General features: G+C 36.0%; 22 protein-coding genes. 18 read left to right on the top strand and 4 right to left on the bottom strand.

What is annotated here, in order from left to right; genetic code table 11:
• Positions 1-291: 291 nt before the first annotated feature.
• Positions 292-813, top strand: coding sequence for a hypothetical protein (locus D2K62_RS04345; RefSeq protein ID WP_117160958.1), 522 nt, complete (start codon positions 292-294; stop codon positions 811-813).
• Between the two features lie 27 nt (positions 814-840).
• On the opposite strand, the gene D2K62_RS04340 is transcribed toward D2K62_RS04345, so the two are convergent.
• Positions 841-1,542, bottom strand: coding sequence for a class I SAM-dependent methyltransferase (locus D2K62_RS04340; RefSeq protein WP_117160957.1), 702 nt, complete (start codon positions 1,540-1,542; stop codon positions 841-843).
• A 294-nt stretch (positions 1,543-1,836) separates the two neighbouring features.
• On the opposite strand from D2K62_RS04340, the gene D2K62_RS04335 reads away from it, so the two are divergent.
• Positions 1,837-2,793: a tRNA dihydrouridine synthase gene (locus D2K62_RS04335; RefSeq protein WP_117160956.1), complete on the top strand. Its 957-nt coding sequence runs from the start codon at positions 1,837-1,839 to the stop codon at positions 2,791-2,793.
• Between the two features lie 224 nt (positions 2,794-3,017).
• A complete protein-coding gene (locus tag D2K62_RS19035) occupies positions 3,018-3,119 on the top strand; it encodes a putative holin-like toxin (protein WP_369974623.1) in 102 nt (33 codons plus the stop codon).
• A gap of 296 nt (positions 3,120-3,415) precedes the next feature.
• Here D2K62_RS19035 and D2K62_RS04330 read toward each other — a convergent pair whose 3' ends face one another.
• The 3 genes from D2K62_RS04330 to D2K62_RS04320 form a co-directional block, all read right to left on the bottom strand.
• Positions 3,416-4,186: a class I SAM-dependent methyltransferase gene (locus tag D2K62_RS04330; RefSeq protein ID WP_117160955.1), complete on the bottom strand. Its 771-nt coding sequence runs from the start codon at positions 4,184-4,186 to the stop codon at positions 3,416-3,418.
• A 72-nt stretch (positions 4,187-4,258) separates the two neighbouring features.
• A complete protein-coding gene (locus D2K62_RS04325; protein WP_117160954.1) occupies positions 4,259-4,759 on the bottom strand; it encodes a hypothetical protein in 501 nt (166 codons plus the stop codon).
• 60 nt (positions 4,760-4,819) lie between these two features.
• Positions 4,820-6,556, bottom strand: coding sequence for an ABC transporter ATP-binding protein (locus D2K62_RS04320; RefSeq protein WP_117160953.1), 1,737 nt, complete (start codon positions 6,554-6,556; stop codon positions 4,820-4,822).
• A 272-nt stretch (positions 6,557-6,828) separates the two neighbouring features.
• Between D2K62_RS04320 and D2K62_RS04315 the strand changes: the two genes are divergently transcribed.
• The 15 genes from D2K62_RS04315 (at position 6,829) to D2K62_RS04245 (ending at position 24,230) form a co-directional block, all read left to right on the top strand.
• Positions 6,829-7,533, top strand: a complete 705-nt coding sequence (locus D2K62_RS04315) for a response regulator transcription factor (protein ID WP_112180503.1) — start codon at positions 6,829-6,831, stop codon at positions 7,531-7,533.
• Positions 7,530-8,531 carry a sensor histidine kinase gene (locus tag D2K62_RS04310; RefSeq protein ID WP_112180504.1) on the top strand — a complete coding sequence of 334 codons (1,002 nt, stop codon included), beginning with the start codon at positions 7,530-7,532 and terminating at the stop codon, positions 8,529-8,531. The genes D2K62_RS04315 and D2K62_RS04310 overlap by 4 nt, the downstream gene beginning before the upstream one ends.
• Positions 8,532-8,613: 82 nt before the next feature.
• Positions 8,614-9,378, top strand: coding sequence for an ABC transporter ATP-binding protein (locus D2K62_RS04305; RefSeq protein ID WP_117149197.1), 765 nt, complete (start codon positions 8,614-8,616; stop codon positions 9,376-9,378).
• On the top strand, positions 9,353-11,257 hold the full coding sequence (locus tag D2K62_RS04300) for an ABC transporter permease (RefSeq protein WP_117149198.1): 1,905 nt from the start codon (positions 9,353-9,355) through the stop codon (positions 11,255-11,257). The genes D2K62_RS04305 and D2K62_RS04300 overlap by 26 nt, the downstream gene beginning before the upstream one ends.
• Positions 11,258-11,307: 50 nt before the next feature.
• On the top strand, positions 11,308-11,655 hold the full coding sequence (locus D2K62_RS04295; protein WP_117149199.1) for a YxeA family protein: 348 nt from the start codon (positions 11,308-11,310) through the stop codon (positions 11,653-11,655).
• A gap of 174 nt (positions 11,656-11,829) precedes the next feature.
• Positions 11,830-13,038 carry an MFS transporter gene (locus tag D2K62_RS04290; RefSeq protein ID WP_117149200.1) on the top strand — a complete coding sequence of 403 codons (1,209 nt, stop codon included), beginning with the start codon at positions 11,830-11,832 and terminating at the stop codon, positions 13,036-13,038.
• A 150-nt stretch (positions 13,039-13,188) separates the two neighbouring features.
• On the top strand, positions 13,189-15,135 hold the full coding sequence (locus D2K62_RS04285; RefSeq protein WP_198671269.1) for a LysM peptidoglycan-binding domain-containing protein: 1,947 nt from the start codon (positions 13,189-13,191) through the stop codon (positions 15,133-15,135).
• 145 nt (positions 15,136-15,280) lie between these two features.
• The gene (locus D2K62_RS04280; RefSeq protein ID WP_112180510.1) at positions 15,281-17,314 is read left to right on the top strand and encodes a BglG family transcription antiterminator; all 2,034 of its coding nucleotides are present in this window, start codon (positions 15,281-15,283) and stop codon (positions 17,312-17,314) included.
• Between the two features lie 299 nt (positions 17,315-17,613).
• Positions 17,614-18,075: a PTS sugar transporter subunit IIA gene (locus D2K62_RS04275; protein ID WP_112180511.1), complete on the top strand. Its 462-nt coding sequence runs from the start codon at positions 17,614-17,616 to the stop codon at positions 18,073-18,075.
• Positions 18,072-19,136 carry a PTS fructose transporter subunit EIIC gene (locus D2K62_RS04270; RefSeq protein WP_117160951.1) on the top strand — a complete coding sequence of 355 codons (1,065 nt, stop codon included), beginning with the start codon at positions 18,072-18,074 and terminating at the stop codon, positions 19,134-19,136. Before D2K62_RS04275 ends, D2K62_RS04270 begins: the two co-directional genes overlap by 4 nt.
• A 20-nt stretch (positions 19,137-19,156) precedes the next feature.
• The gene (locus tag D2K62_RS04265; protein WP_112180513.1) at positions 19,157-19,465 is read left to right on the top strand and encodes a PTS fructose-like transporter subunit IIB; all 309 of its coding nucleotides are present in this window, start codon (positions 19,157-19,159) and stop codon (positions 19,463-19,465) included.
• Between the two features lie 33 nt (positions 19,466-19,498).
• Complete coding sequence (locus tag D2K62_RS04260; RefSeq protein ID WP_112180514.1) at positions 19,499-20,767, top strand: class II D-tagatose-bisphosphate aldolase non-catalytic subunit; 1,269 nt, start codon at positions 19,499-19,501, stop codon at positions 20,765-20,767.
• Positions 20,768-20,878: 111 nt separating this feature from the next.
• A complete protein-coding gene (gene tkt / locus D2K62_RS04255; protein WP_112180515.1) occupies positions 20,879-22,873 on the top strand; it encodes a transketolase in 1,995 nt (664 codons plus the stop codon).
• 78 nt (positions 22,874-22,951) lie between these two features.
• Positions 22,952-23,665: an HAD family hydrolase gene (locus D2K62_RS04250; RefSeq protein ID WP_232824195.1), complete on the top strand. Its 714-nt coding sequence runs from the start codon at positions 22,952-22,954 to the stop codon at positions 23,663-23,665.
• Positions 23,666-23,699: 34 nt separating this feature from the next.
• Positions 23,700-24,230 (top strand): 5' nucleotidase, NT5C type, encoded by a 531-nt coding sequence (locus D2K62_RS04245; RefSeq protein ID WP_112180516.1) that lies wholly within the window; start codon positions 23,700-23,702, stop codon positions 24,228-24,230.
• The last annotated feature ends 158 nt before the right edge of the window (positions 24,231-24,388 follow it).

Below are 24,388 nucleotides of genomic sequence, written 5' to 3'. Positions count from 1 at the left end.
ATGTATTTGTAACTTCCAGCCTTAATATGATCTTATGGACATATGTTTATACTAATTTCTTTGTTTATGGGTGTTTAGCTTGAACAGGAAAACACATTTTGATAAATTTGAAATATAAACAACACATGATTGAGTTGCATTTGAAAGGACTGAGTAACCAAAAAACAGCAAAATAGTTTCTATTTCAAGAAATACGGTTTAAAAAAAGTCGATCCCAGCTGTTACAAGTCCGCCAATGTATAAAACGAAAAGGTGTCTTTAAAATTATGATAGTAAAAAGGGAAGATTTTTTTGAAGAAAGTTTTACTATGTATTGGTTTAGCGTTAATTTTTGCTGGGTGTACGAATGTAGAGAATGAAGAAGAACAAACACAGCCTGCACTTAGTTTAGAGGGACAAATAGAAGAAGTAATGAATCAACATGATTATCCACCGCAAACTATTGTCAATTATGAAATTAAAAATGATTTTATTTATGTATTCACAGATACGAACAATTCATTAAATGTTGCTGTTCTAGAATACTCGACTGATTCAATAGAGTGGATCATGGACACCACTTCAATCGAGACGATCTCTATATTTAATCCTGATTACGAAAACATGCCAGTCCTAACTGTAGTGGAAACAAAAGACGCTAATATAGTGCAGGTCAAAGTAATGGAAGAACCTGCGAAAGGACTTCAATATTCTAAAGAAGTTACCGATGACTACGCAATAGATACTAAATATTGGATACACTTCACAGAAATGAAGGAAGAGTATGCAGATTTTGAAGACCTTCCTGTTACTCATGTCGAATTGATTGAGTGAAAACTTAATAATGTACCGTCCCCTACTTCATTTTACGCCGCCAAAGACAGCAAGTTCAAACCACTTAAAATAACAATTTGGATGTTTAAAACCTATTTCTCTGAGCCAGTTAACCTGAATATCTACTCTTTCCAATTTGTTATCTTCTATATCAGGACGGTTGTAATAGTCAATTGCAACGTCGTGCTTTTCCCTATTATTATGAATAGCAAGATGATCTATAAACAGCCCATCATATAATTTTTCTACCTCTGGAGTGGCTGAAGCTGTATGCTCAATATTTATGAATATCCCGCCATCTGTTAAAAGATTATATATCTCCCTATAAAGTTCCTTTTTCTTTTCGTGCGGAAGGTGATGAATTGCAAAACCGGAAACAATACAATCAATTGAATTAGGTGTTGCAAATTTTTCAATAGAATTACTAAGGTCAGCGTGGATAATGTCACAACGATTACTGTATGCATGCATATGCTCAGTAGCGGCCTGGATCATGGGCTCTGAATGATCTAGTAATAGTGCGTGAGCATCTGGATACGTTTTAAGTAAAATTTCAGCTAAAAAGCCATTTCCGCATCCTAAATCGATCACTTTTTTCGGGTTAGGAGAGAAATGATTAATTACTTGTAGCATAATTTTCGCTTGATCAGCGCCATAAGGAACTGCACCTCTAATTTGTTCTAGATAATGTTCTGTCACATCTTGTCTTTGCCAATTAGTAGTTGCCATTGCCTCGCCTCCAGTATAAAATTTCTACTAGTTTATAATGAAAAGAGTAACGAGTCAACCATATTTTGTTAATTATAATTTATTAACCTGGGTACTGCTCGTTTTACTTTTAAATTTAGTCTATTGTTTGGTATTATTAAGGGATGTAATTATCGAAATTTTCTTTCGGTTGATAAAAAGTACTGAATCATGGTATAAGTGTTATTGAAGCAGAGATTCCTTTGCTTTTTATTTTTGTGGATTACATCAAGATTTATCATGATGAGTTAATAATGAGGGGATTTGAATTTAGATATGAAAGATAATTTTTGGCTTGATTTACCACGGCCATTTTTTATATTGGCACCAATGGAAGATGTGACAGATGTTGTTTTTCGCCATGTAGTGAGTAAAGCAGCTAGACCGGATGTGTTTTTTACAGAGTTTGCAAATACGGTAAGTTATTGTCATCCAAAGGGACACCAAAGTGTGCGTGGACGTTTAGCTTTTACAGAAGATGAACAACCAATGGTGGCTCATATATGGGGAGATGAACCCGAGTATTTTCGGCAAATGAGTATTGGAATGGCAGAAGAAGGTTTTCGCGGTGTGGATATTAATATGGGTTGTCCAGTTCAAAATGTAGCAGCAAATGGAAAGGGATGCGGTCTTATCCGTCGTCCAGAAGTTGCCGCAGAGATAATCCAAGCAGCAAAAGCAGGTGGATTGCCTGTTAGTGTGAAAACAAGACTTGGTTACACCGAAGTAGAGGAATGGCGCGAATGGCTTAAACACTTATTGGAACAAGATATCGTTAATCTATCGATCCATCTTCGTACAAAAAAAGAGATGAGTAAGGTGGATGCGCATTGGGAACTGATTCCCGAGATTAAAAAACTTCGTGATGAGGTGGCACCAAATACACTTTTGACAATCAATGGGGATATTCCAGATCGTCAAACGGGCTTGGAACTTGTTGATAAGTATGGTGTTGATGGGGTTATGATTGGACGTGGTATTTTCACAAATCCATTCGCCTTTGATGAGCATACGAAAGAGCCTACTAGTGAGGAATTACTAGATCTATTAAGGTTGCATCTTGATCTCCATGATCACTATTCGAACGAACTTGAACCGCGTCTATTTAAACCGCTTCGTCGCTTTTTTAAGATCTATGTTCGAGGATTTAGAGGTGCAGGTGAATTAAGAAATGAATTAATGGAAACAAAGACAACGGATGAAGTTCGTGCATTGCTCGATAACTTTGAGTGAAAAGGAAGCAGGGGAGAAAGGTTCTCTGCTTCCTTGTTTATATCCTTCATCAAATCTTTAGTAGTTTCAAGAGTAAAAACGGAGATATTTACTAAATGTTCTAACTTTAAGCAATTATATTTGAATAAAGAACAGACGTTCCTTCTCTTGGTTCATTATGGTACAATCTAGTAGGATAATGTTCTTTTAGGGAGCGGTCGGCTAACCCCACTTAAAAGGGGGTGATGCTTATGGGTATGTATGAGAGTTTCGTGGTGCTGATTAGCTTTGGCACTTTCTTGATTGCATTACTCGCATTGACCAATTCTATGATCAATAAAAAATAGACCTCCCTATTTACCCGTAAAGTGATTAGGTGAGGTCTGCTCCTAACAAGGATAGCCGATCCCTCTGGGGGAACTGATTATCTAGGGCCACAGTTGGTAGCTGTGGTCTTTTTATAGTTTTCTGCTAATCTTAATTAAATTATACCATATTGATATTGAAATATAAATTATGTAATGCTTCATGTTCTAAAGATTTACAGGCGATAGTTTTTCTCTCATTTATAATATATTTATTGCAACTGTTATTTCATTCTATTTCGATTAAAAAAAAAATAAAAAGCAACAAACTTAAGAGTCTAATCCTTCATTCCGACAACTCGAATCCTTTTATAATCCGCTAACCATCTACCATTCTTATATAAGACTTCTTTTAAGTTGTTTTCTGCCTTGGTGATTATAAATTGCTTTGTCTCGTTCGTCTCACTTCCAAACATATTACCTGCGAACATCTCAATCCAATTTCTTAATCCATTTTTCCCATCTAAAGGTGTTGGCCGCTCAAAATGTTGAGCAAATACCACTCTAAAACCTGCTTCTTCCATTAAAATTGAATATTCAGATATACTGGGAAAGTACCATGGGAAATTTTTACGCTCATATTCCATTCCTATTACGTTAAACTGATTGATAATCTCATTAGTTATTAACTGTACATTTCCTTTACCACCAAACTCCGCAACAAATCTCCCACCTGCCCTCAGACTATTGTAAATGCAACGCAAGGCGTGCTCGGGCGGTTTAACCCAATGAAGCGTAGCGTTGGAGAACACAGCATCAAATTGATCGTTGTATTTTAAGTTTGTTGCATCGTCAACTCTAAAGGTTAGATGAGGATATTTTGCCCTCGCTTGATTGATCATGTTAGCTGATTTATCTATTCCTACAACATTAACCTGATTATTAGCTAATTTATTTGCCAGGTCTCCAGTTCCACAACCAATGTCAAGGATGTGTTCATTTTTAACTGGTGCCAATAACTCTACTAACCCACTTCCAAATTGAGATACAAATACATGCTTCTCATCATATAAATTAGCATTCCAATTATCTGAATTACTTTTCATCATAATTGCTCTCTCCTTTTACTAAATTTAACAACTGAAAAGTAGTAGGACCCCTGCTTCTGTCTATAGAAAACTTTAGTGATTTTGTTCTAAGTAGTTGGAAATAGATTTTATATTGGATAAACTGTGTCCATAATCAACCAATGTAGTTGGTACGACAGGTGCACTTTTAACAATTACTTTAGAAACATCTTCATTAACTTCTTGAACACGATAGACTATTTTTTCTCCCCACGTCATAACATTGATCCTAGTCTTTGCATGGATAATTCCCTTTTCATAATCTTCATATTTGATTTTTGCACCTTTGAGATTATCAACAGATTTTTTACACAGTTCGAAGGAATCTTTGTAAGTTAAGTGTAAATCCATTTCATTTTCTTGCCTTACACCACTTTCCGTATCTGCTCCAATAGATTTAACTGAAAAGTAGTTGATAGCCCCTAAAATGATAGCCATAAAGAAACCAAAAAATAATCCTGATAGGATACCAATTGTAAAATCACGAAAGACAATAAACAAAAAAGATCCAAAAGCAATGGAAGAAGCAAGAAAGATTGTTAGCATTTTTTTCATAGTCTGATCACCTCTTTTAAAAGATTTGAGCAAGCAGAGAACCGTCCCCTGCATCCATTATTAAGTCAATTGCTGTTCGGAAAACTCTCTATAGAGCTGATGTGATTGAACGAGTTCTTGGTGCGTGCCAATTCCGGTTATTTGTCCTTTTTCAATAAAAATAATTTTATCAGCATTTACGATGGTTGATAACCGGTGAGCGATAACAAAGGTTGTTCTGCCCTCCATTAAACGAGCTAAAGCTTGTTGAACGATTCCTTCCGACTGGCTATCGAGACTTGCAGTTGCTTCATCCATCATTAAAATTTTTGGATCTCTCAGAAATGCACGAGCGATTGCAATTCGTTGTCTTTGACCGCCGGAAACTTTCACGCCACGTTCGCCAACCTCTGTGTCAAGATCTTTTGGAAACTCTTTGATAAAATCTGCAGCATAGGCCATTTTCGCAACTTCCCACAGGCGCTCGTCGGTAATATCTGTTCGATCTTCTAATCCATAACAAAGATTTTCACGGATCGTACCTGCTATCATAGGACTATCTTGAGAAACATACCCGATTTGACTTCTCCAGGAACGCATAGACAGCTCTTTAATAGGTGTGTTTCCAATTGTAATCTCACCTGATGTTGGGACGTAAAAGCGCTCAAGCAGTCCGAACATTGTTGTTTTCCCGCCACCGCTTGGACCTGCAAAAGCAACCATCATTCCTGGCTGCACGTTAAAGGAAATATCTTTTATGACAGTTTCCTCTTCACTGTATGAGAAAGATACGTTACTAACATTGATGGCTTGATTGGCGATATCTAGGTCTTTTCCTTTTTGACCTTCCTCTTCGTCAATTTTTAATATATCAATAATGCGTTCCGTGGCACCCATTGCTTTTTGTAATTGAGTAAAAAACATGGCGAAAGATGTAATCGGAAAGATGATTTGGAAAAGATAGAGTAAAAAGGCAACAAGCGAGCCAGTGGTCATCGTTCCATCTGCTACTCGAATTCCACCGTAACCAATAATAACGACTATAACGACCATGACGACAAGATACATCAGTGGAGCAATCAGTGAAAAAACGAGTCCTTCTCTTAATCCAAAGGAGAAAAGCTTATTAATTCTAGATAGACCTTTCTTTTCCTCTGTGTTTTCTGCATTGGAAGCTTTCATTAATCGGATTTCACTAAGTGTTTGCTGGACACTTCCTGTAAAACTTGCGGTTTCATCTTGCAAACCACGCGATATTTTCGACATTTTCCTTCCAAGTGGCACCATAAAAAGAACAGTGATTGGAACAGCAATTAACATTAATAACGTCATTTTCCAATCCATAAATAGCAAAATCGTAACAGCACCAATTATGGTAATAATGCCGCCAATAAATTGTGGAAAGTGTTGGGAAATTAAGTCTTTGACAATTCCAGTGTCATTAACAACACGACTAACCGTTTCCCCGCTTTTATTTTTGTCATAATAATTTACTGGTAAGCGTAAAAGCTTGAACCACATTTTTTCTCTAAGATTGGCGACTATTTTTTGCCCGACATATGCCAGGGCATACATGGATAATCCATCGGTGACTGCCTGTAAAATAAAAACGAGTATGATGATCCCAATTAGAAAAACATTTAATGATTCCATTGAAAAGCCATCGACCATTTCTCTTGTCAGGAGTGGAATGGAAAGCCCTACTAGTGTGGTAACGAGACTTCCAACTAATCCTAGAGTTAGTGCGATTTTTGGTATTTTAGTAGATAGTATAAGAGAGAGAAAAGGTTTTAAAGTATTTGTTTGTTTCTTTGTCATGCTAATAAGCACCTTCTTTTTATGTAATTTTTAAATCATGTATAAAATAATGTAGGTGAACGAAAACGTAAGGATAGTCAGTGTGATAGGTACTAATTATTATATGGTATTTGAGGAAAAAATTATGGTACAGTAAACGTAAGCGAAAATATGGAGAAACGTTAAAGTTAAACTTAAACTTACAATAACAGAAAGAATAGCGATAAACAATATAAAAGATGGGTAATTAAGGTAAACATATTAAATAACTTTTGAGCTAGGAGAAACCAAACATGGAGAAAATTATGATTGTGGAAGATGACATGAAAATTGCAGAATTCTTATCTTCCTATATGAAAAAATATGGATATCAAGTCACAGTTGCTAAAGACTTTGAACGGATATTGGACACATTTCGTGATGTGCAGCCTAAGCTTTTATTACTAGACATAAACCTACCAAGTTATGATGGGTATTATTGGTGTAGGCAAATTAGGAAAGAATCGATTTGTCCGGTCATTTTCATTTCGGCTCGAACAGGTGAGATGGATCAGGTCATGGCATTGGAAAATGGCGGGGATGATTTTATTACGAAGCCTTTTCATCCCGATATTGTCATGGCGAAAATCAGAAGTCAGATGCGCCGAGCATATGGTGAATATGCAACGAAGTATGAAGAAAGAGTGGTTACTCAAGGAGACTTGCACTTTTATCCTGAGCGGTTGGAACTTCGATTTAAAAATGAAGTGACTGCCTTAACAAAAAAAGAAACTGACATCATCGAAACGTTGCTGGAGCGTTATCCTCGGGTTGCTGGTAGGCAGGATTTATTGGAGAAACTTTGGGATGACCAAGCCTATGTAGATGAAAATACGTTGAATGTTAACATTACGCGCGTTCGAAATAAGTTTCAAGCGTTAGGGATAGAAAATGCAGTAGAGACGGTTAGAGGCGCAGGATATCGTTTAAACGTGACTTGGATTGATGAGGAATTATGAGACTATTTCTTCGTGAACATCTGATTCTCATTGTGTTTCAACTCATTCAATGCTTGATGATTCCTACACTATATTGGCTTGATGGCTATCGTGGGACAGGTGTAATCATCTACGCTATTTTTCTATCCCTCGTGTTTTTAACAGCATTTCTCATCTTTCGGTACGTGAGTCGAAAAAAATTCTATCAAAGGTTACAAAATCCACTGGAAACAATGGTCGAATCACTCGAGACTACGGAACAAACACCAATATCCGAAGCACTCGATCGGTTGCTTCTGACACAGTATTGTTTGTACCAGGAAGAACTTCAACAAGCAGAAGATAGACAGGATGAGCATTTGTTGTTTATGGATCGCTGGGTTCACCAAATGAAAACACCACTTTCTGTTATTGAATTAACTGCACAAACGTTGGATGAACCTGAATCATCTAGCATTCGTGAGGAAACAGATCGGATGCGCAGTGGCTTAAATACTGTGCTTTATATGGCGAGACTTCGAACAATTGCAGAAGACTTTCAGATTAAGCCAGTCCTCCTATCCAAGCTAATCCATGAAGTGAATCAAGAAAATAAGCGTTTTTACATCCGACATCAAGTGTATCCGCAATTAAAGGAACAAAGGTCAGGTATAACAGTCGAGACGGATGAGAAGTGGCTTTTTTTCCTATTAACACAACTTGTACATAACGCTGTCAAATATTCTACTGGAAAAGCGAAGCATCTTCTCCTGACCGTTTATGAGAGAGATGAAGAGGCGATTCTTGAAATAAAGGATTTTGGAGTTGGTATTCCAGTTGTTGATAAGAAACGGGTTTTCAAGAAATTTTATACCGGGGAAAACGGCCGGAATTACCGGGAATCAACAGGTATGGGGCTTTACTTGGTAAAAGAAGTGGCTGAAAAGCTAGAGCATGGAATTGAACTAGAAACAGAGGTGGGAGAGGGAACGACGATTCGAATCATTTTTTCAACTACACAAAACCTTACAACGATGTAAGGTTAGTGAAAGCATAATCGATAGTTTAAGGCTGCGTGCTTCGGCTATACTTGTTGTAGAAACTTAGCAGAGGAGAATGATTATGCTCACACTTACAAATGTAAGTAAGATTTACGAAGGAAAAGTGGCCTACCGTGCCCTTACAGATATTAGTTTAGAAATAGAAACAGGTGAATTTGTTGCGATTATGGGTCCATCTGGTAGTGGAAAAACGACATTACTAAATATTATTTCCACCAACGATGCACCTACTACTGGACAAGTTGAAGTAGAAGGGAAAAATCCACATGAGCTGAAGAAAGATGCGTTAGCTAAATTCCGTAGAACCGAACTTGGATTTATTTTTCAAGACTTTAATCTGCTGCATACACTAACTGTCGAAGAAAATATCGTCTTACCACTTACGCTAGATGGTGCGCGTGTAAAAGAGATGAAAGAAAAGGCACATAAAATCGCGGAGAGTCTTGGTATTACTTCAATTATGAGTAAACGCACCTACGAAATATCAGGAGGTCAAGCACAGCGGGTAGCCATTGCTAGGGCGATGATTCATCATCCAAAGCTACTGTTAGCCGATGAACCAACTGGTAACTTAGATTCAAAAGCATCAAAGGATGTCATGAATATGCTTGAAGACATTAATAAGCAGGAACAAACGAGCTTATTGATGGTCACACATGATCCCCAAGCAGCAAGCTATTCTGACCGAGTTGTCTTTATCCAAGACGGAAAGTTGCATTCCGAAATTCATCGTGGGGAGAGTAGACAAGCATTCTTTCAGAAAATAATTGACATGCTTTCCTTGATGGGAGGCGATGGAAATGACTTTTCGTCAGTTCGCGTTTAATAATGTATTGCGTAATAAACGGCTGTATATAGCCTACTTACTTAGTAGTATGTTCACAGTAATGGTATTTTTTACTTTTGCTATTTTTGCATTCCATCCAGCATTTTCAGATACTTCAATCAATAAAAATATACTACTGGGAATGGGTGTTGCGGGAGCAATCATTTATGTGTTTTCTTTCTTCTTTGTCCTATACTCGATGAGTTCCTTTTTACAATCGAGAAAGAAAGAGTTTGGCTTGTTAATCATGCTTGGAGCCTCGAATAAACAAATTCGTCTGATGGTGTTTTTGGAAAATATCTTAATCGGCTTTTTCGCAACAGTCGGTGGGATTCTAATCGGCTTGGTATTTGCAAAAGGCATTCTTTTGATTGCTGAAAACGTATTAATTATTAGTGAGACACTGGATTTTTATTTTCCTACACTAGCAATTGTTGTGACGTTTGTTAGCTTTATCTTTCTATTTTTCTGTATATCGATATTTGTTTCGTTTGTTCTACGTACGAAAAGATTAGTTAATTTAATGAAAGGGGATAAACAGTCTAAAGGCGAACCAAAAGCATCTGTTATGCTATCGGTGCTCGCAGCATTCCTACTTATCACGGGATATATTACTGCAACATTGGTTGAGGGTATTTATGTTGTCTATGCGATGATTCCGGTTATTTTAGTAGTATCGCTTGGAACTTATCTCTTATTTACCCAATTAAGTGTATATATTATCCGCCTATTAAAAAATAATAAATCAATCTTTTGGCGTAAGACAAATATGCTCTTATTTTCTGACCTGTCCTTTCGATTGAAGGATAACGCAAGGACATTTTTTATGGTGGCTATTATTTCTACAGTTGCTTTTAGTGCTATTGGTTCTTTATTTGGATTCCAATCGATAATTAATGGAACAAAGGAAAATAATCCTTATTCCATTACGTATAGCCCGTTTCTTAATGACGGTCAAACGTTAATTGAGGAAGATACGAAGACAATTAATGCTATCTTGCAGGAGGAAAACATCGATGCAAAGATGGAAACGCTTGAGCTGAACTTTTTTGAGATAGCTGATGGGAATGTATTAATCTTAAGCGCTTCTGACTACAATCGCTTTGCAACACTTAATGGTGACAAGGAACTACACCCGGAGGAAGATGAGGCCATTGTAGTGGAACAAAGTGGTGAGGGTCAGATCGCGGAGGAGGGCCCAAAAGCTAGTCAAGTGTTAATGGAAGCAAGTATTCAACTAGAAGACGAACAAGAAATTCAACCTATAAAAGTAGTAGAATCAGATGTATTACCATCATCAACAAATGGGTATTATGTGGTGAATAACTCGGTTTTTGAGCAACTTGGATCACCTGTAAGCAAGGATCATCGTGTCGCATGGAAAGCGGAAGAAGGGCAAAAGGATCAAATAATTGAGGCAGGCAGAAAGATAAATAACTTGGATGGCGATTTACAATATAAAACGTTCATCAATGAATATACAATTTATGAAATTAACAAAGCATACGGACCGATTCTTTTTATTGGCTTGTTTATTGGAATTGTCTTCTTTGTTTCCGCTGGTAGCTTTCTATATTTTCGTTTATTTACAGATCTGGATGAAGAAAAGCGCAAGTTCCAGGGTATTGCAAAAATTGGATTAACACAATCCGAGCTTCAAAAGGTAGTCAACAGACAAATCGCGATTCTATTCTTCTCACCAATTGTTGTAGCGTTACTTCATGGTGCTGTAGCACTTACTGCTTTATCCCGTTTGTTCAATTACAATTTAACAGTAGAATCTTCACTAGTATTAGGAAGTTTTGCTTTGATACAAGTGGTCTACTTCTTGATTGTCCGATTTTTTTATGTCAAGCAAGTAAAGAGAATGGTCTTTTAAAGAAGTATAGATCAATTGTTTCTGAATTGTAAAAAAAGGAGAGGGAGAAATTGAATAAAAAAGTAAGAAACAGTGTTATTGCTGTTGTAGTTATCTTCGTTAGCTTTTTGGTTATTTTTCCGAAAGAAGAAATGGCTCGTATCAATCCCTTCCTTAATGTTGGAAATGTTTATGTCCAAATCAATGAAGAGCCTGTTGTAGATGAAGGAAGATATTACTATGATTTAACTGGCTATCATGAAGACGGAGACAAAACAGAATTAGCTTTCAGTGCAGGCAAAGATTTAAAGGAAAATGCATTTTTAAAGATAGCCGCAAAAGGTGCCTTTGTGAAAGGTTGGGAAGAAGTGCAGGCAGAAGAATTGCCTGAGGATGTAAAAAATAAGTTTGATAATTAATTTCATAGCTAAGACTTCAATCAATTTTGATTGAAGTCTTTTTTGTTTGAAGTTTATATACAGCTTTTTATTATGTGAAACGACATATTATAAACTAATCTGTGGTTTCATCACATTTTTTGTTATAGTGAAAAGAACCAGAGAACCGTCCCCTGCATCTTTGGAGGAGATACGATGACATTATTACTTTTACTTATTATTTATTTGGCTTTTATTAGCTTAGGGTTACCTGATTCGTTATTAGGAGCCGCATGGCCTGTAATGCAACAGGATCTGGGTGTTCCGCTTGAGACAGCTGGGTTGATATTTATGACAATTGCAAGTGGTACGATTGTTTCCAGTTTAGCTAGTGGAAAAGTTCTTAAACGATTTGGAACGGGAAAGGTCACGTTTTTTAGTGGCTTAATGACAGCAAGTGCTTTGCTGGGCTTTTATTTTTCTCCATCGATCAGTTGGTTAGTTGTATGTGCAGTTCCGCTTGGCTTAGGTGCAGGAGCTGTGGATACCGCATTAAATAATTATGTTGCTGTAAATTATAAGGCGCACCATATGAGTTGGTTACATAGTTTTTGGGGTGTAGGAGCTACCTTTGGTCCGATCATCATGGCGCAATTTATAGCGGGACAAAATACGTGGAGAACTGGTTATCTTGCCATTTCAGGGATTCAATTTGGGTTAGCTATTATTATTCTGTGTTCGATACCATTGTGGGTTATTGTTTCGAAAAAAAGCGATATAACGTTGAATGATCATTCGGAAGATATCACTGATATACCAGTTGATGAGAATGCGAAACATGTAAAGCCTCTGAAGATTAATGGAGTGAAATTTGCAATGTTGACCTTCTTATTTTATTGCGGAGTTGAATCTACGATGGGACTTTGGGGAAGTAGCTTTCTCGTAAATGTTAAGAATTTGCCAGCATCGGTTGCAGCACAGTGGGTTTCTTTTTATTGGGGAGGATTAACAATTGGTAGATTTATAACCGGGTTTGTTACGTTTAAGATGAGTAGTCGCATGCTTATTCGAACAGGTCAAATTATCGCATTATTTGGTGCCACGTTACTTTTACTGCCTTTACCTTCTATTTTATCGCTTACAGGCTTTATTTTGGTTGGGTTTGGTTTAGCACCTATATTTCCATGTATGTTACACGAAACACCAGCACGTTTTGGAAAGACACATTCTCAGTCAATCATGGGCTATCAAATGGCCTTAGCTTATACAGGTAGCACATTTATTCCACCTATTCTTGGTTTTCTTTCATCCTATACAACAATAGGAATCTTCCCGTTTTTCATAGTTATTTGTATTGTAATGATGCTTTTTAACTCAGAACAATTAAATTCGCTATTAAGAAAAAAGGTTCACGCATCCAATTAAACAATAACTTCTACCAGCATACTTTTAGTGGTTTACATAAAGCATTATCAAGTAATGGCTCTCCACCTTTTTGTGAGTAATTTTAATGAATTCCTCTATATTGTGCAAACTAGGTCTAAACATTTTTGCCATGGAGGAGAGCAGCCAATAGTGGATAATATTAATCGATATGAACTTACAAGAACAGATCAAACAACTGATAATTACACATTAGTTATTTATCTCAATGATGATCAAACTGAATTTGCAAAAGAATTAGGTCACATACCAGATTCAAAAATGAATTTAGTTACACAAGCTAAACAAATAGCAAAAAATCGTTATCCAAATCTAAAAATAAGTATTGTTAAGGTTATGATTGGTGGAATGGTAATCACCGCTTTCCCTTTGATGAATGATGCATCACCCGTAGAAGCCACTGAATTACAGCCAACTAATGATGTTGAAAAATCTGAGCTAATTTACTACGAGGTGAGAGCTGGAGATTCGTTGTGGACGATTTCAAGAGAATTTAACACTTCAATTGATGATATTAAACGTGCAAACAAGCTCCCATCAAATACGTTACAACTCAATCACCAGTTATTCATTCCAAAGGCATTTCATACGATTGGAACAGGTGATTACTTAACGGTACTGGCCAAAAACTATCAAACTTCAGTCCAAGCCATTAAAGAAGCTAATGGTCTAACAAATGATGCAACAAAATTAGGACAAACACTGCTTATACCTAGATTAATTAATGATCAATCAACAACCCCAAACCCTGTTGCAAACACATCAATTCTGTACACGGTGGCATCAGGTGACAGTTTATCTGTAATTGCAAAGAACAACGGAACAACAGTTGAAGCACTAAAAAGTGTGAACAATTTATCAACGGATATTTTGAGTATAGGTCAAGTGATAGCAATACTAAGTGTAACAACCACACCAGATCCGGTAGAAGAGACAAAGCAAGAGGCTAAAACGTACACGGTCGTATCAGGAGATAGTTTATCTGTAATCGCAAAGAATAACGGAACGACAGTTGAAGCGCTAAAAAGTACTAATAATTTATCAACGGATATTTTGAGTATAGGTCAAGTGATAGCAATACCAAGTGTAACAACCACACCAGATCCGGTAGAAGAGACAAAGCAAGAAGCTAAAACGTACACGGTCGTATCAGGAGATAGTTTATCTGTAATCGCAAAGAACAACGGAACGACAGTTGAAGCGCTAAAAAGTACTAATAATTTATCAACGGATATTTTGAGTATAGGTCAAGTATTAACTATTCCAAGTCCAACAATAGAAGCTCCAATAGCAGAACCTGTAGAAGAAGTGCGGTCTACCTTTTCTTATTCTGTGCGATCGGGTGACAACCTGTCTCTTATCGCAAATAGGTTTGGTGTAACAGTCCAAAATATCCTTATTGAAAATCAATTGAGAAGTGATGTACTACAAGTAGGACAGAATTTGTCGATACCAAATGGCATTAGCACACCTGACCAAGTAAATAATAATTCCATTACCTATACGACACATACGGTTCAATCTGGTGATAATATCTGGAACTTAAGCATCCGTTACGGTATTCCGCAAAGTGAATTGCTTCGAGTCAATAACTTAACAACAACTAGTATGTTAGTAATTGGTCAACAATTAACCGTTCCTGTACACAACATTGCTGTAAAATCAGTCGTTAGTGAAAACCATGGGGAATATCTCGATTGGTGGACAGAAGCTCAATATGTGTTTGGAATAGGCAAGACAGCAACAGTTATTGACTTTGTAACAGGTGAAACCTTTGCGATTACACGTACGATTGGTGCCAATCATGCCGATTCCGAAACAGTCACGAGTAATGATTCAGCAATTGCAAAGTCAGTTTGGGGTGGTTATTCCTGGACGCCACGAGCAGTACTTTTGGAGATTGATGGAAGAACAATTGCTGCTAGCATGAGTTTTATGCCACATGAGCGGGAATACATTCAGAATAACGGAATAAATGGTCATTTCGATGTTTACTTCGGAAACAGCACTCGCCATGTAGATGGTAAACCTGACCTATCACACCAGACACAAGTTGAAAAAGCAGCAGGCATTCGCTAAAATCCTGCTGCTTTTCGTTATGGATAAGAGTAAATAGGTATAGTATTAATCGTTTAACAACAACTTGTAATAAAACCCATGTTAGGAAGTTCCATTTACTTTTCACTTGATCATGATAGTCTATAAATATAGTGAGGTGTCCTACATGATTAGTGGAAGAATGATTCATATAATAAAGTATCTTGAAGGAAAAGAAGAATCTAGTTTTCGTGAATTAGGTCAAGAGTTAGGTATAAGTGAACGTAAGATTCGTTACGATATTGATAATATCAATGAACATTTAAAGTCGATTAAGTCAGATCTAATAATTAAAAAAAGTAAAGGTAAGTTAGTCATTCCTAGCACATTAACCTATATTGATCTTCAGGAAGAAGAAAATTATTTTTTTAACCAAGCAGAAAGAACAAATATCATATCTTTCTTAATTTTTTTTAATATTGATAGTTTGAATTTGAATAAGCTGTCTGATCAGTTTATGGTCTCACGTACGACATTAAAAAATGATTTATTCTTGATCGAGTCAGATATAAAGCAAAAAGGATTTATTTTAGAATACGATCGTGGCTTTCATCTTATAGGTAATGAAACAAGCATATTGAATGAGCAGGTAAGACTATTTCGAGAGTATATCGAATATTTTGAGTCAGAAGATAAATTTTCATATAGTTACCAGCATTCTATACTAATAGAACTAGAAAAAGCATTTAAACAAGTTAATGTTTTTAAAATTAACGACTGGACGAAGAGTTTATTAAAGCAAATAGGTTGGGTATTAAATGATGATTCTTATTATTGGTATTTGGCCAATATATTTGTTTTTATCTGGTATGTTAAAAATAAAGTTGAAAACCCATTGAATGGTACTAATCTGAAGTTTGCACCTTTTTTTAATAAAAAAATTATTTCAGATCTAGAAGAAATAATAAATTACAAACTGAATGATGATGAATTAGATATTTTGGTGAGCTTTGTGTTTTTTACTAGTAAATATACTAGTTTAAATGAAGAATTGGACTTAATAACTACAGAAAAAACGGTGAACGAGCTTGTAGCACAAATGTCTGTCCGCTTAAATAACAGTTTTGAGCAAGATTCTATATTATACAAAGGTCTCTTAAATCATGTAGCACCGTTACTTCACAGGATTCGCAGTAGCGTTCAAATTTATGATGAAGTTTTTGATGTTATTCCTCTAGAACATGCGTACATCAAAGAAGCGGTTAAAGAGTCAATCGTAGGTGTGGAGCTATTGAATGAAATTCACAATGAAAATGAAATTACACTTATAGCAATTCACTTTTTAGCGAGTATGCAGCGGACAACAACCTCACAATATAAGAATGTTTTACTTGTATGTGGATTGGGTTATGGTGTTATCGCTATGGTTAAGGACAAATTAAATAGTACGTATCAAATTAATTACGTAGAAACTATCCCGTTATATATGTTGAAGGATTTTAATGATTGGGATAACGTTGATTTAGTTATCACCACTTCTAAATTAGCATTGGACAACGATAAACCTATGGTGAAAATTAATGCTGTTATGAATGAATCTGACTTTACTAATTTGGAGATGGCAGGTTTGTCTAAAAAGAATATCCTTACCAATTACTTCTCTATTAATAGAAGATTAGACTTTTTAGATAATAATACGAAGACAAAGGTAATGGATATAATTAAAGACGAACTCGGTTATTCTCATGTGAGAATTCCGGAAAAGAAGTTGACCTTAAGTGACTTAATAGGTATTGATGCGATTCAAATTATCAGGAAAGAAATAGAATGGCGTGAAGCTGTCAAACTAGGTGGAGAAGTCTTGTTTGAGAGTGGCTTTATTGATAATGAATATATGGAGAATATAATAAAAATTCAAGAACAATTAGGTTTTTATTCAGTAAAGGATAAAGAATTTGCACTACTTCATGGCAATAACAATAAATTAGTGAAGGTTAGCAGTGTCAGTCTCCTAATATGTAAGGAATCTATTTCATTTGGAGATAAACAGGCAAAAATTATATTTTTATTGGCTAGTAAAGACAAAAAAGAGCAGATACCAGCAGTTATTGGACTTACAAAGATGACGTATCAAACAGATTTTATTGCACAATTAGAAAGTGCAGAAAGCCCCATTGAAGCAGTTAAAATTATTAGAGCGTATGAAAAGAAGGTTGAATAACAAGATAGGAGGCCAGGAATAAATTTGTTCCTGGTCTTTTTGATGGGCTTTTTTTTCACTTGCCAACAAAATCTTCAGTTACTAAAAACCGAATAGAATTCTATTCATGTGCTTTTTGGATGTAGGATAAGTTTTTGTAAAAAGTTCTTTCGAATTCTTTAAATTGTGAGAACGGTTACATCAAGTTATTCTTGATACATAGACACAGAGGGAACAATAATGAATGCGCAGTCATTACTCGGTCTTTACTTACTCAATTGAACTGATAGTAGTTTATGTTATTCCCGAGGAGGAGAGAAATGGAACAGATAAACACAGTAGATTTTTTGGTTGTATCGAATATTGATGTGGCAACCAAAGAAGAGGTGATTAGCGAATTAATAACCAATTTAGATGTTAAAAACTATTTGTCTAGTAAAGAAGTTTTTTTGAAAGATGTTATTGATAGAGAAAATGAAATTCCAACATATATAGGACACGAAATTGGCCTGCCTCATAGCCAAAGTGATGGAGTGAAGTCATCGACGGTTACAGTAGGTAGACTCGTTAATCCTATCAAGTGGACGGATGATGGTGAGTTAGTAACTACCGTGTTCCTAATAAGTGTACCGAAACAAAATGAGGATAATTTACATTTGAAGATTCTTTCAAAACTTGCAAGATTGTTAATGCATGAAGACTTCAGAGCTGAAGTTGAAAATGCGGATGAAAATGTTCTTATTGAACTTCTCAATCAAAAAGTGAAGGAGGAAATAAAATGAAACATCTTAAATATTTTCAGAAACATCTGATGACAGCTACTTCTTATATGATTCCTTTCGTTGTTGCTGGTGGTATCCTCTTTGCCCTATCTGTCATGTTAAGTGGGGAAGCAGCAGTTCCAGATGGTGGATGGTTATCTAAATTAAACCAAATTGGCTCAGCGGGTTTGACATTATTCATTCCAATATTGGGTGGTTTTATCGCATTCAGTATAGCGGATAAACCTGGTTTAGCTCCAGGTATGATAGGTGCTTTTCTTGCTAATGAGATTGGTGCTGGATTCATTGGTGGTATTATCGCAGGTTTCTTAGCAGGGTATGTTGTCCAACAATTGAAGAAAATTAAATTGTCTTCTTCATTTAGAACGTTGGGTACAATTTTTATTTATCCATTAGGTGGTACGATTATTGTCGGATTTATCATGGTTTTCTTAATAGGTGAACCAATTGCATTATTTATGGAATGGATGACGGCATCGCTAAATGGAATGTCAGGATCTGCAAAGGTTCCATTAGGTGGCGTACTAGGAGCTATGATTGCATCTGATATGGGTGGACCTATCAATAAGGTAGCTGCAACTTTCGCGCAAACACAAGTAGATACACTACCATTCTTAATGGGTGGAGTTGGTGTAGCCATATGTATTCCACCAATTGGTTTAGGGTTAGCAACACTAATTTTCCCGAAGAAATTCAATAGTTTGGAAAGAGATTCAGGTATTGCGGCACTCTTTATGGGTGGAGTAGGAATTACAGAAGGAGCAATTCCATTTGCGACTGCTGATCCACTAAAAGTAATTCCATCTATCATTATGGGATCTGTAGTTGGAAACATTTCAGCATTCTTATTTGGAGTATTAAATCATGCCCCATGGGGAGGATTGATTGTCTTACCAGTTGTAGAAGGCCGATTTGGCTATGTGATTTCCGTTTTATTAGGTGCACTGGTAACAGCGATTGCATTAAGAATACTGAAGAAGGATGCGGTAGAAGACAAACAATCAACTGAAAGTAACGATGATGATTTCGAAGACTTAGATATTTCAATTGATCAACTATAAAGAGAAGGGAGTTTTAGATTATGAAATTTGTTGCTGTAACATCTTGTCCGAGTGGGGTCGCACATACGTATATGAGTGCAGAATCTTTAGAACTATCGGCTAAAAAATTAGGGATTGATATAAAGGTAGAAACACAAGGTTCTTCAGGTATAGAAAACCGTTTGAATGAAGCTGAAATAAAAGAAGCAGCATGCGTGATTCTAACAAACGATGTGGAAATTAGAGAAATGGATAGGTTTAAAGGGAAAAAGGTTGTTCAAATGGGAGTTTCAGATATTATCAAAAAATCTGATCCTTTATTAAGAAAATTAAAAGCAACTTTTGAATAAAAAATATAAATATAATTATTGGAGGACAATCAAATGAAATTATCGATAAAAAAAACAGTAGAAGGATTACTAGAATTACAAAAAAGTGGAAATAGTGCAACTATTCTTGGTATTGGACCAATGTCTAAAAACTGTTTGCAAGCTAGTTTAGAGCTTTCTAATGATGATGATTATCCAGTAATGTTCATAGCAAGTCGTAATCAGGTTGATATGGATGAGCTTGGTGGTGGATATGTAAATGGATGGAACCAGTTCACTTTTGTAGAAGCAGTAAAAGAAGTTGCAGAGAAAATAAATTACAAAGGTCTATATTATATTTGTCGAGATCATGGTGGACCGTGGCAACGTGATAAAGAAAGAAATGATCATCTTCCAGTTGAGAAAGCAATGGAAATGGGTAAGAAATCGTATATTGCGGACATTGAATCAGGATTCGATCTATTAATGATTGACCCAACGAAAGACCCTTTTGAAATTGGCAAGGTTATTCCTTTAGAAGTTGTATTGGAGAGAACGGTAGATTTAATTGAATTCTGTGAAAAGGAAAGAAAAGCGCGTAACCTTCCTGAAATTGGCTATGAAGTCGGAACCGAAGAAACAAATGGTGGCCTAACAACAACTGAAACTTATGAAACGTTTATTAAACGCTTAAAAGTAGAATTAGAGAAACGTGACTTACCAATGCCAACATTTATTGTAGGGCAAACTGGTACACTTGTAAGAAAAACCGAGCAAGCTGGAAAATTTAACTTTAGCAACGCTTATGATTTAGCACAAATGGCCAAACGCTATGGTGTCGGTCTAAAAGAGCACAACGGAGATTATTTAGATGATGTGTCATTACTAGAACACATCCCATCAGACATAGCAGCTACAAATGTTGCACCACAGTATGGAACAGAAGAAACAAGAGCTTATTTAAAATTAGCGGCACTTGAAGAGAAATTAGCTGAGAATGAATTAGTAGTGAACAAGTCAAATACAAGAGCTGTTTTGTTAGAACACGCAATTAATAGTGAACGTTGGAGAAAATGGATGATTGGTGATCAAAGGAATCTGACTACTAAAGAGATAATAGAAGATCCTAAACTATCAGGTGAGATATTAGATATAGCTGGTCACTATACATTCAATGATGATGAAGTAAAAGTCGAAATTGAAAAAATGTATATCAATTTAAGCAAAGTAAATGTAGATGGACAGCGTTATGTTATTGATCATATTAAACGCCCAATTAGAGATTATGCAGAGTGTTACAATTTAAAAGGAGCTACGACAAGAATTAAAAATAGTGTGAAGTAACGTGAAACGTTTGAAATAAATCCTTTAAATTGTTAATTATCTAGTAAACTTATAAATCTAAATGGAAAGCCAGTCAATGATTTGATTGGCTTTCTAAAGGGGGACATTCAATTGTTCGATCATATTGATCAAAAAGCAGTAAATACCATTCGTACGTTAAGTATAGATTCTATTAACAAGGCAAAGTCTGGACATCCAGGACTGCCGATGGGTGCTGCACCTATGGCATATGTTTTATGGACCAATTATTTAAAAATAAATCCATCAACTTCAACAAATTGGGTTGATAGAGATAGATTTATCCTTTCTGCAGGACACGGATCGGCTATGTTATATAGTTTACTACATTTGTCTGGATATAAAGTTAGTATTGCTGATTTAAAGCAATTTAGACAATGGAATAGTAATACGCCAGGTCATCCTGAAGTGCATCATGTCGACGGGGTAGAAGCAACAACTGGTCCATTAGGGCAAGGGATCTCAATGGCAGTTGGAATGGCAATGGCTGAGGCACACTTAGCAGCAACGTATAATAAGCCAGATCACAAGATTGTTGATCACCATACGTATGTACTTTGTGGAGATGGCGATTTAATGGAGGGCGTTTCACAAGAAACTAGTTCCATGGCGGGACATATGAAACTTGGGAAACTCATTGTTTTATATGATTCGAATGATATATCTTTAGACGGACCCACTTCCAAATCTTTTACAGAGGATGTAGGTAAAAGATATGAAGCGAATGGTTGGCAATATATTTTAGTCGAGGATGGAAATGATATGGATGCCATTTCAGAGGCTATCGAGACCGCGAAAAATGAGGAAGGAAAACCGACATTAATTGAAGTCAAAACCATTATTGGATATGGAGCAAGTAAGCAAGGAACAGCGGCCGTACATGGTGCTCCGCTTGGGGAAGAAGAAGCAATGAAAGTAAAAGAGTTCTATGGTTTTGATAAAGAGAAATCATTTTATGTACCTGAAGATGTAAAAAAAATATTCAAAGAAAGAATTACTTTAAAGGGACAAGCAGAAGAAGATAAATGGCATGCACTATTCGCTAATTATAAAGAAGAGTTTCCATTATTAGCTTCACAGTTTGAAGCGGCATGTAATGACACATTACCACATGACTGGGATGCTGGACTACCAGTTTATGATATAGGTCAAGGTTCTGCTAGTCGTGTTTCTAGTAAAGAAACAATTCATGCGCTTTCAAAGGTATTACCTAACTTTTGGGGTGGGTCAGCTGATTTATCATCTTCCAATAATACAATGGTTGCTGGTGAAAAAGATTTTCGACCAGGTCAATATGAAGGGAGAAATATTTGGTTTGGTGTAAGAGAGTTTGGTATGACCTGTGCACTAAATGGGATTGCCTTGCATGGTGGAACGAAAGTATATGGTGGAACATTCTTCGTATTTGTTGACTATTTACGTGCTGCCTTACGCTTAGCTGCTATCCAGAAAACACCAATCACATTAGTTTTGACACATGACTCAATTGCTGTGGGAGAAGATGGACCGACACACGAACCTGTTGAACAGCTATCTAGTGTGCGATCTATACCTAATGTACAGCTATTCAGACCAGCTGATGGAAATGAAGTAGTGGCTGCTTGGAAAATTGCAATTACTTCTAAAGAAACACCAACAGTTTTAGCATTAACGCGTCAAAACTTACCTGTTATAGAAGGGACAAAAGAAAAAGCACATCTTGTTGCAAAAGGTGCTTACCTACTTTCACCTGCTAAGAAGGAAGTACCAGATGGCATTATCATTGCCACTGGATCAGAAGTGAATTTAGCTATTGAGGCTCAAAAACGCTTGGGCTTAAAAGGGGAAGATGTAGCGGTCGTCTCTATGCCAAGTATGGAAGTGTTTGAACAACAGGATGAAAGTTATAAAGAACAAGTCCTGCCAAGTGATGTTCCAAAGCGGTTAGTAGTAGAAATGGGATCCAGCTTTGGATGGGATAAATATCTTGGACTAAAAGGAAAAGCCGTGACTATTGATCGCTTTGGCGCAAGTGCCCCTGCAGACAAAATTTTAAGCGAATACGGGTTTACCGTTGAGAATGTTGTGCGCGTCTATAAATCAATATAAAGAAGTAGAAGGTTTAAGGCATATGTCTTAAACCTTCTACTTATTGTACTAACACGAACCTTTAAGGAGGATGAGTAAGTGATAAATTTATTATTTGATGTTGATGACACATTGTATGATCAATTAAAACCATTTGAAGATGCGTATCAAGAGGTTTTTGGGGAATTTAATTTTGACTTAGCGATTGATATCTTATTTGTAAAGAGTAGATACTATAGTGATGAAGTATTTGATCTGGTTACTAACGGTGAAATGGACAAAAAGTTTATGCATGTGTATAGAATTAGTAAAGCATTTGCCAGTATGGGAATAGATATTTCCAAAAAAGATGCTTTATTATTTCAATCCACTTATCAACGAAATCAAGCGGAAATAGTAATTGATCCGGAAATGAAAAAACTACTTGACCATGCAGTTGCTAAAGGAATAACGCTTGGGATAATTACGAATGGACCTGCTGTACACCAAGCGAATAAGGTGAAGCAATTACAATTAACTAACTGGATTAATGAAAACAATATCTTTATCTCTGGAGAATTAGGTATTTCAAAGCCTGATAAAGCGATATTTACCTATGTAGAGAATAAGATGGGGATTTCACCAGAAGTAACCTTTTATATTGGAGATTCTTATAGAAATGATGTTGTCGGTGCTAAAGAGGCTGGATGGAATTCTATTTGGGTTAATAGAAGAAAATACGAAATACCCAGTGGAAGCAAGCATTTGGCGGATTATATAATAGATGAACAGTCTACCCCTAGTGCAATAATAAATTCTATTATAGGGAATTAAGGAAGTAGAATCTAATATGATGGAGGGACAATCCATGAAAAGAATAGCAATCGATATGGATGAAGTTATAGCTGATGCTTTATCTAAACATGTATCACTTTACAATCAAAAGTATAATGAACATATTACAAGTAAAGATTTAAATGGAACAAATTTAACTGATTTACGTCCTGAATTAAAGGAAGAAATAGATAGATTAATAGCAGATCCTTTATTCTTTCGTGACTTAGGTATCATTAAAGATAGTGTTAAGGTAATAAGAGAATTAATGGAGCATTATCAAGTTTTTATTGTCACAGCCGCTATGGAGTTCCCGCCATCTTTTAACGCTAAATATGAATGGTTAAAAGAGCATTTTGGCTTCTTAAATGATTTGAATTTCGTGTTTTGTGGTGATAAAAGCATTATAAATGCAGATTATCTTATTGATGATAATGTTCGCCATTTTAAACATTTTATTGGGCAAGGAATCGTGTTTACATCTCCACATAATATCAATGAAACAGGCTATGTTAGGGTAAGTAATTGGAAAGAAGTAAGGGAGTATTTTTTAGAGAATAAATAAATTAAGCTGCAACACAATTATAATGCGCTATTGGATGCAGTTATGCTTTAAAGTGTTACAATGTAAAAAACATATGACTGACTTTATTTCGGCTTCTAGAGGGTATAATAGAAATCTAATTGATAAAGTAAAAAAAAGTAGCCGGTAATCTTATTAAA

The sequence above is a fragment of the Paraliobacillus sp. X-1268 genome, from assembly GCF_003426095.1.
In the GTDB taxonomy this organism is placed as follows: Bacteria; Bacillota; Bacilli; order Bacillales; family Amphibacillaceae; genus Paraliobacillus_A; species Paraliobacillus_A zengyii.
The sequence above is the reverse complement of the archived record's forward strand: the minus strand, read 5'-3'. Positions and strand labels throughout refer to the sequence as shown.

What these genes read in the sequence shown, in the direction of transcription:
- D2K62_RS04340 (WP_117160957.1), bottom strand. Translation starts at nt 1,542, where the DNA reads ATGGCAACTACTAATTGGCAAAGACAAGATGTGACAGAACATTATCTA.
- D2K62_RS04335 (WP_117160956.1), top strand. Translation starts at nt 1,837, where the DNA reads ATGAAAGATAATTTTTGGCTTGATTTACCACGGCCATTTTTTATATTG.
- D2K62_RS19035 (WP_369974623.1), top strand. Translation starts at nt 3,018, where the DNA reads ATGCTTATGGGTATGTATGAGAGTTTCGTGGTGCTGATTAGCTTTGGC.
- D2K62_RS04330 (WP_117160955.1), bottom strand. Translation starts at nt 4,186, where the DNA reads ATGATGAAAAGTAATTCAGATAATTGGAATGCTAATTTATATGATGAG.
- D2K62_RS04325 (WP_117160954.1), bottom strand. Translation starts at nt 4,759, where the DNA reads ATGAAAAAAATGCTAACAATCTTTCTTGCTTCTTCCATTGCTTTTGGA.
- D2K62_RS04320 (WP_117160953.1), bottom strand. Translation starts at nt 6,556, where the DNA reads ATGACAAAGAAACAAACAAATACTTTAAAACCTTTTCTCTCTCTTATA.
- D2K62_RS04315 (WP_112180503.1), top strand. Translation starts at nt 6,829, where the DNA reads ATGGAGAAAATTATGATTGTGGAAGATGACATGAAAATTGCAGAATTC.
- D2K62_RS04310 (WP_112180504.1), top strand. Translation starts at nt 7,530, where the DNA reads ATGAGACTATTTCTTCGTGAACATCTGATTCTCATTGTGTTTCAACTC.
- D2K62_RS04305 (WP_117149197.1), top strand. Translation starts at nt 8,614, where the DNA reads ATGCTCACACTTACAAATGTAAGTAAGATTTACGAAGGAAAAGTGGCC.
- D2K62_RS04300 (WP_117149198.1), top strand. Translation starts at nt 9,353, where the DNA reads ATGACTTTTCGTCAGTTCGCGTTTAATAATGTATTGCGTAATAAACGG.
- D2K62_RS04290 (WP_117149200.1), top strand. Translation starts at nt 11,830, where the DNA reads ATGACATTATTACTTTTACTTATTATTTATTTGGCTTTTATTAGCTTA.
- D2K62_RS04280 (WP_112180510.1), top strand. Translation starts at nt 15,281, where the DNA reads ATGATTAGTGGAAGAATGATTCATATAATAAAGTATCTTGAAGGAAAA.
- D2K62_RS04275 (WP_112180511.1), top strand. Translation starts at nt 17,614, where the DNA reads ATGGAACAGATAAACACAGTAGATTTTTTGGTTGTATCGAATATTGAT.
- D2K62_RS04270 (WP_117160951.1), top strand. Translation starts at nt 18,072, where the DNA reads ATGAAACATCTTAAATATTTTCAGAAACATCTGATGACAGCTACTTCT.
- D2K62_RS04265 (WP_112180513.1), top strand. Translation starts at nt 19,157, where the DNA reads ATGAAATTTGTTGCTGTAACATCTTGTCCGAGTGGGGTCGCACATACG.
- D2K62_RS04260 (WP_112180514.1), top strand. Translation starts at nt 19,499, where the DNA reads ATGAAATTATCGATAAAAAAAACAGTAGAAGGATTACTAGAATTACAA.
- D2K62_RS04245 (WP_112180516.1), top strand. Translation starts at nt 23,700, where the DNA reads ATGAAAAGAATAGCAATCGATATGGATGAAGTTATAGCTGATGCTTTA.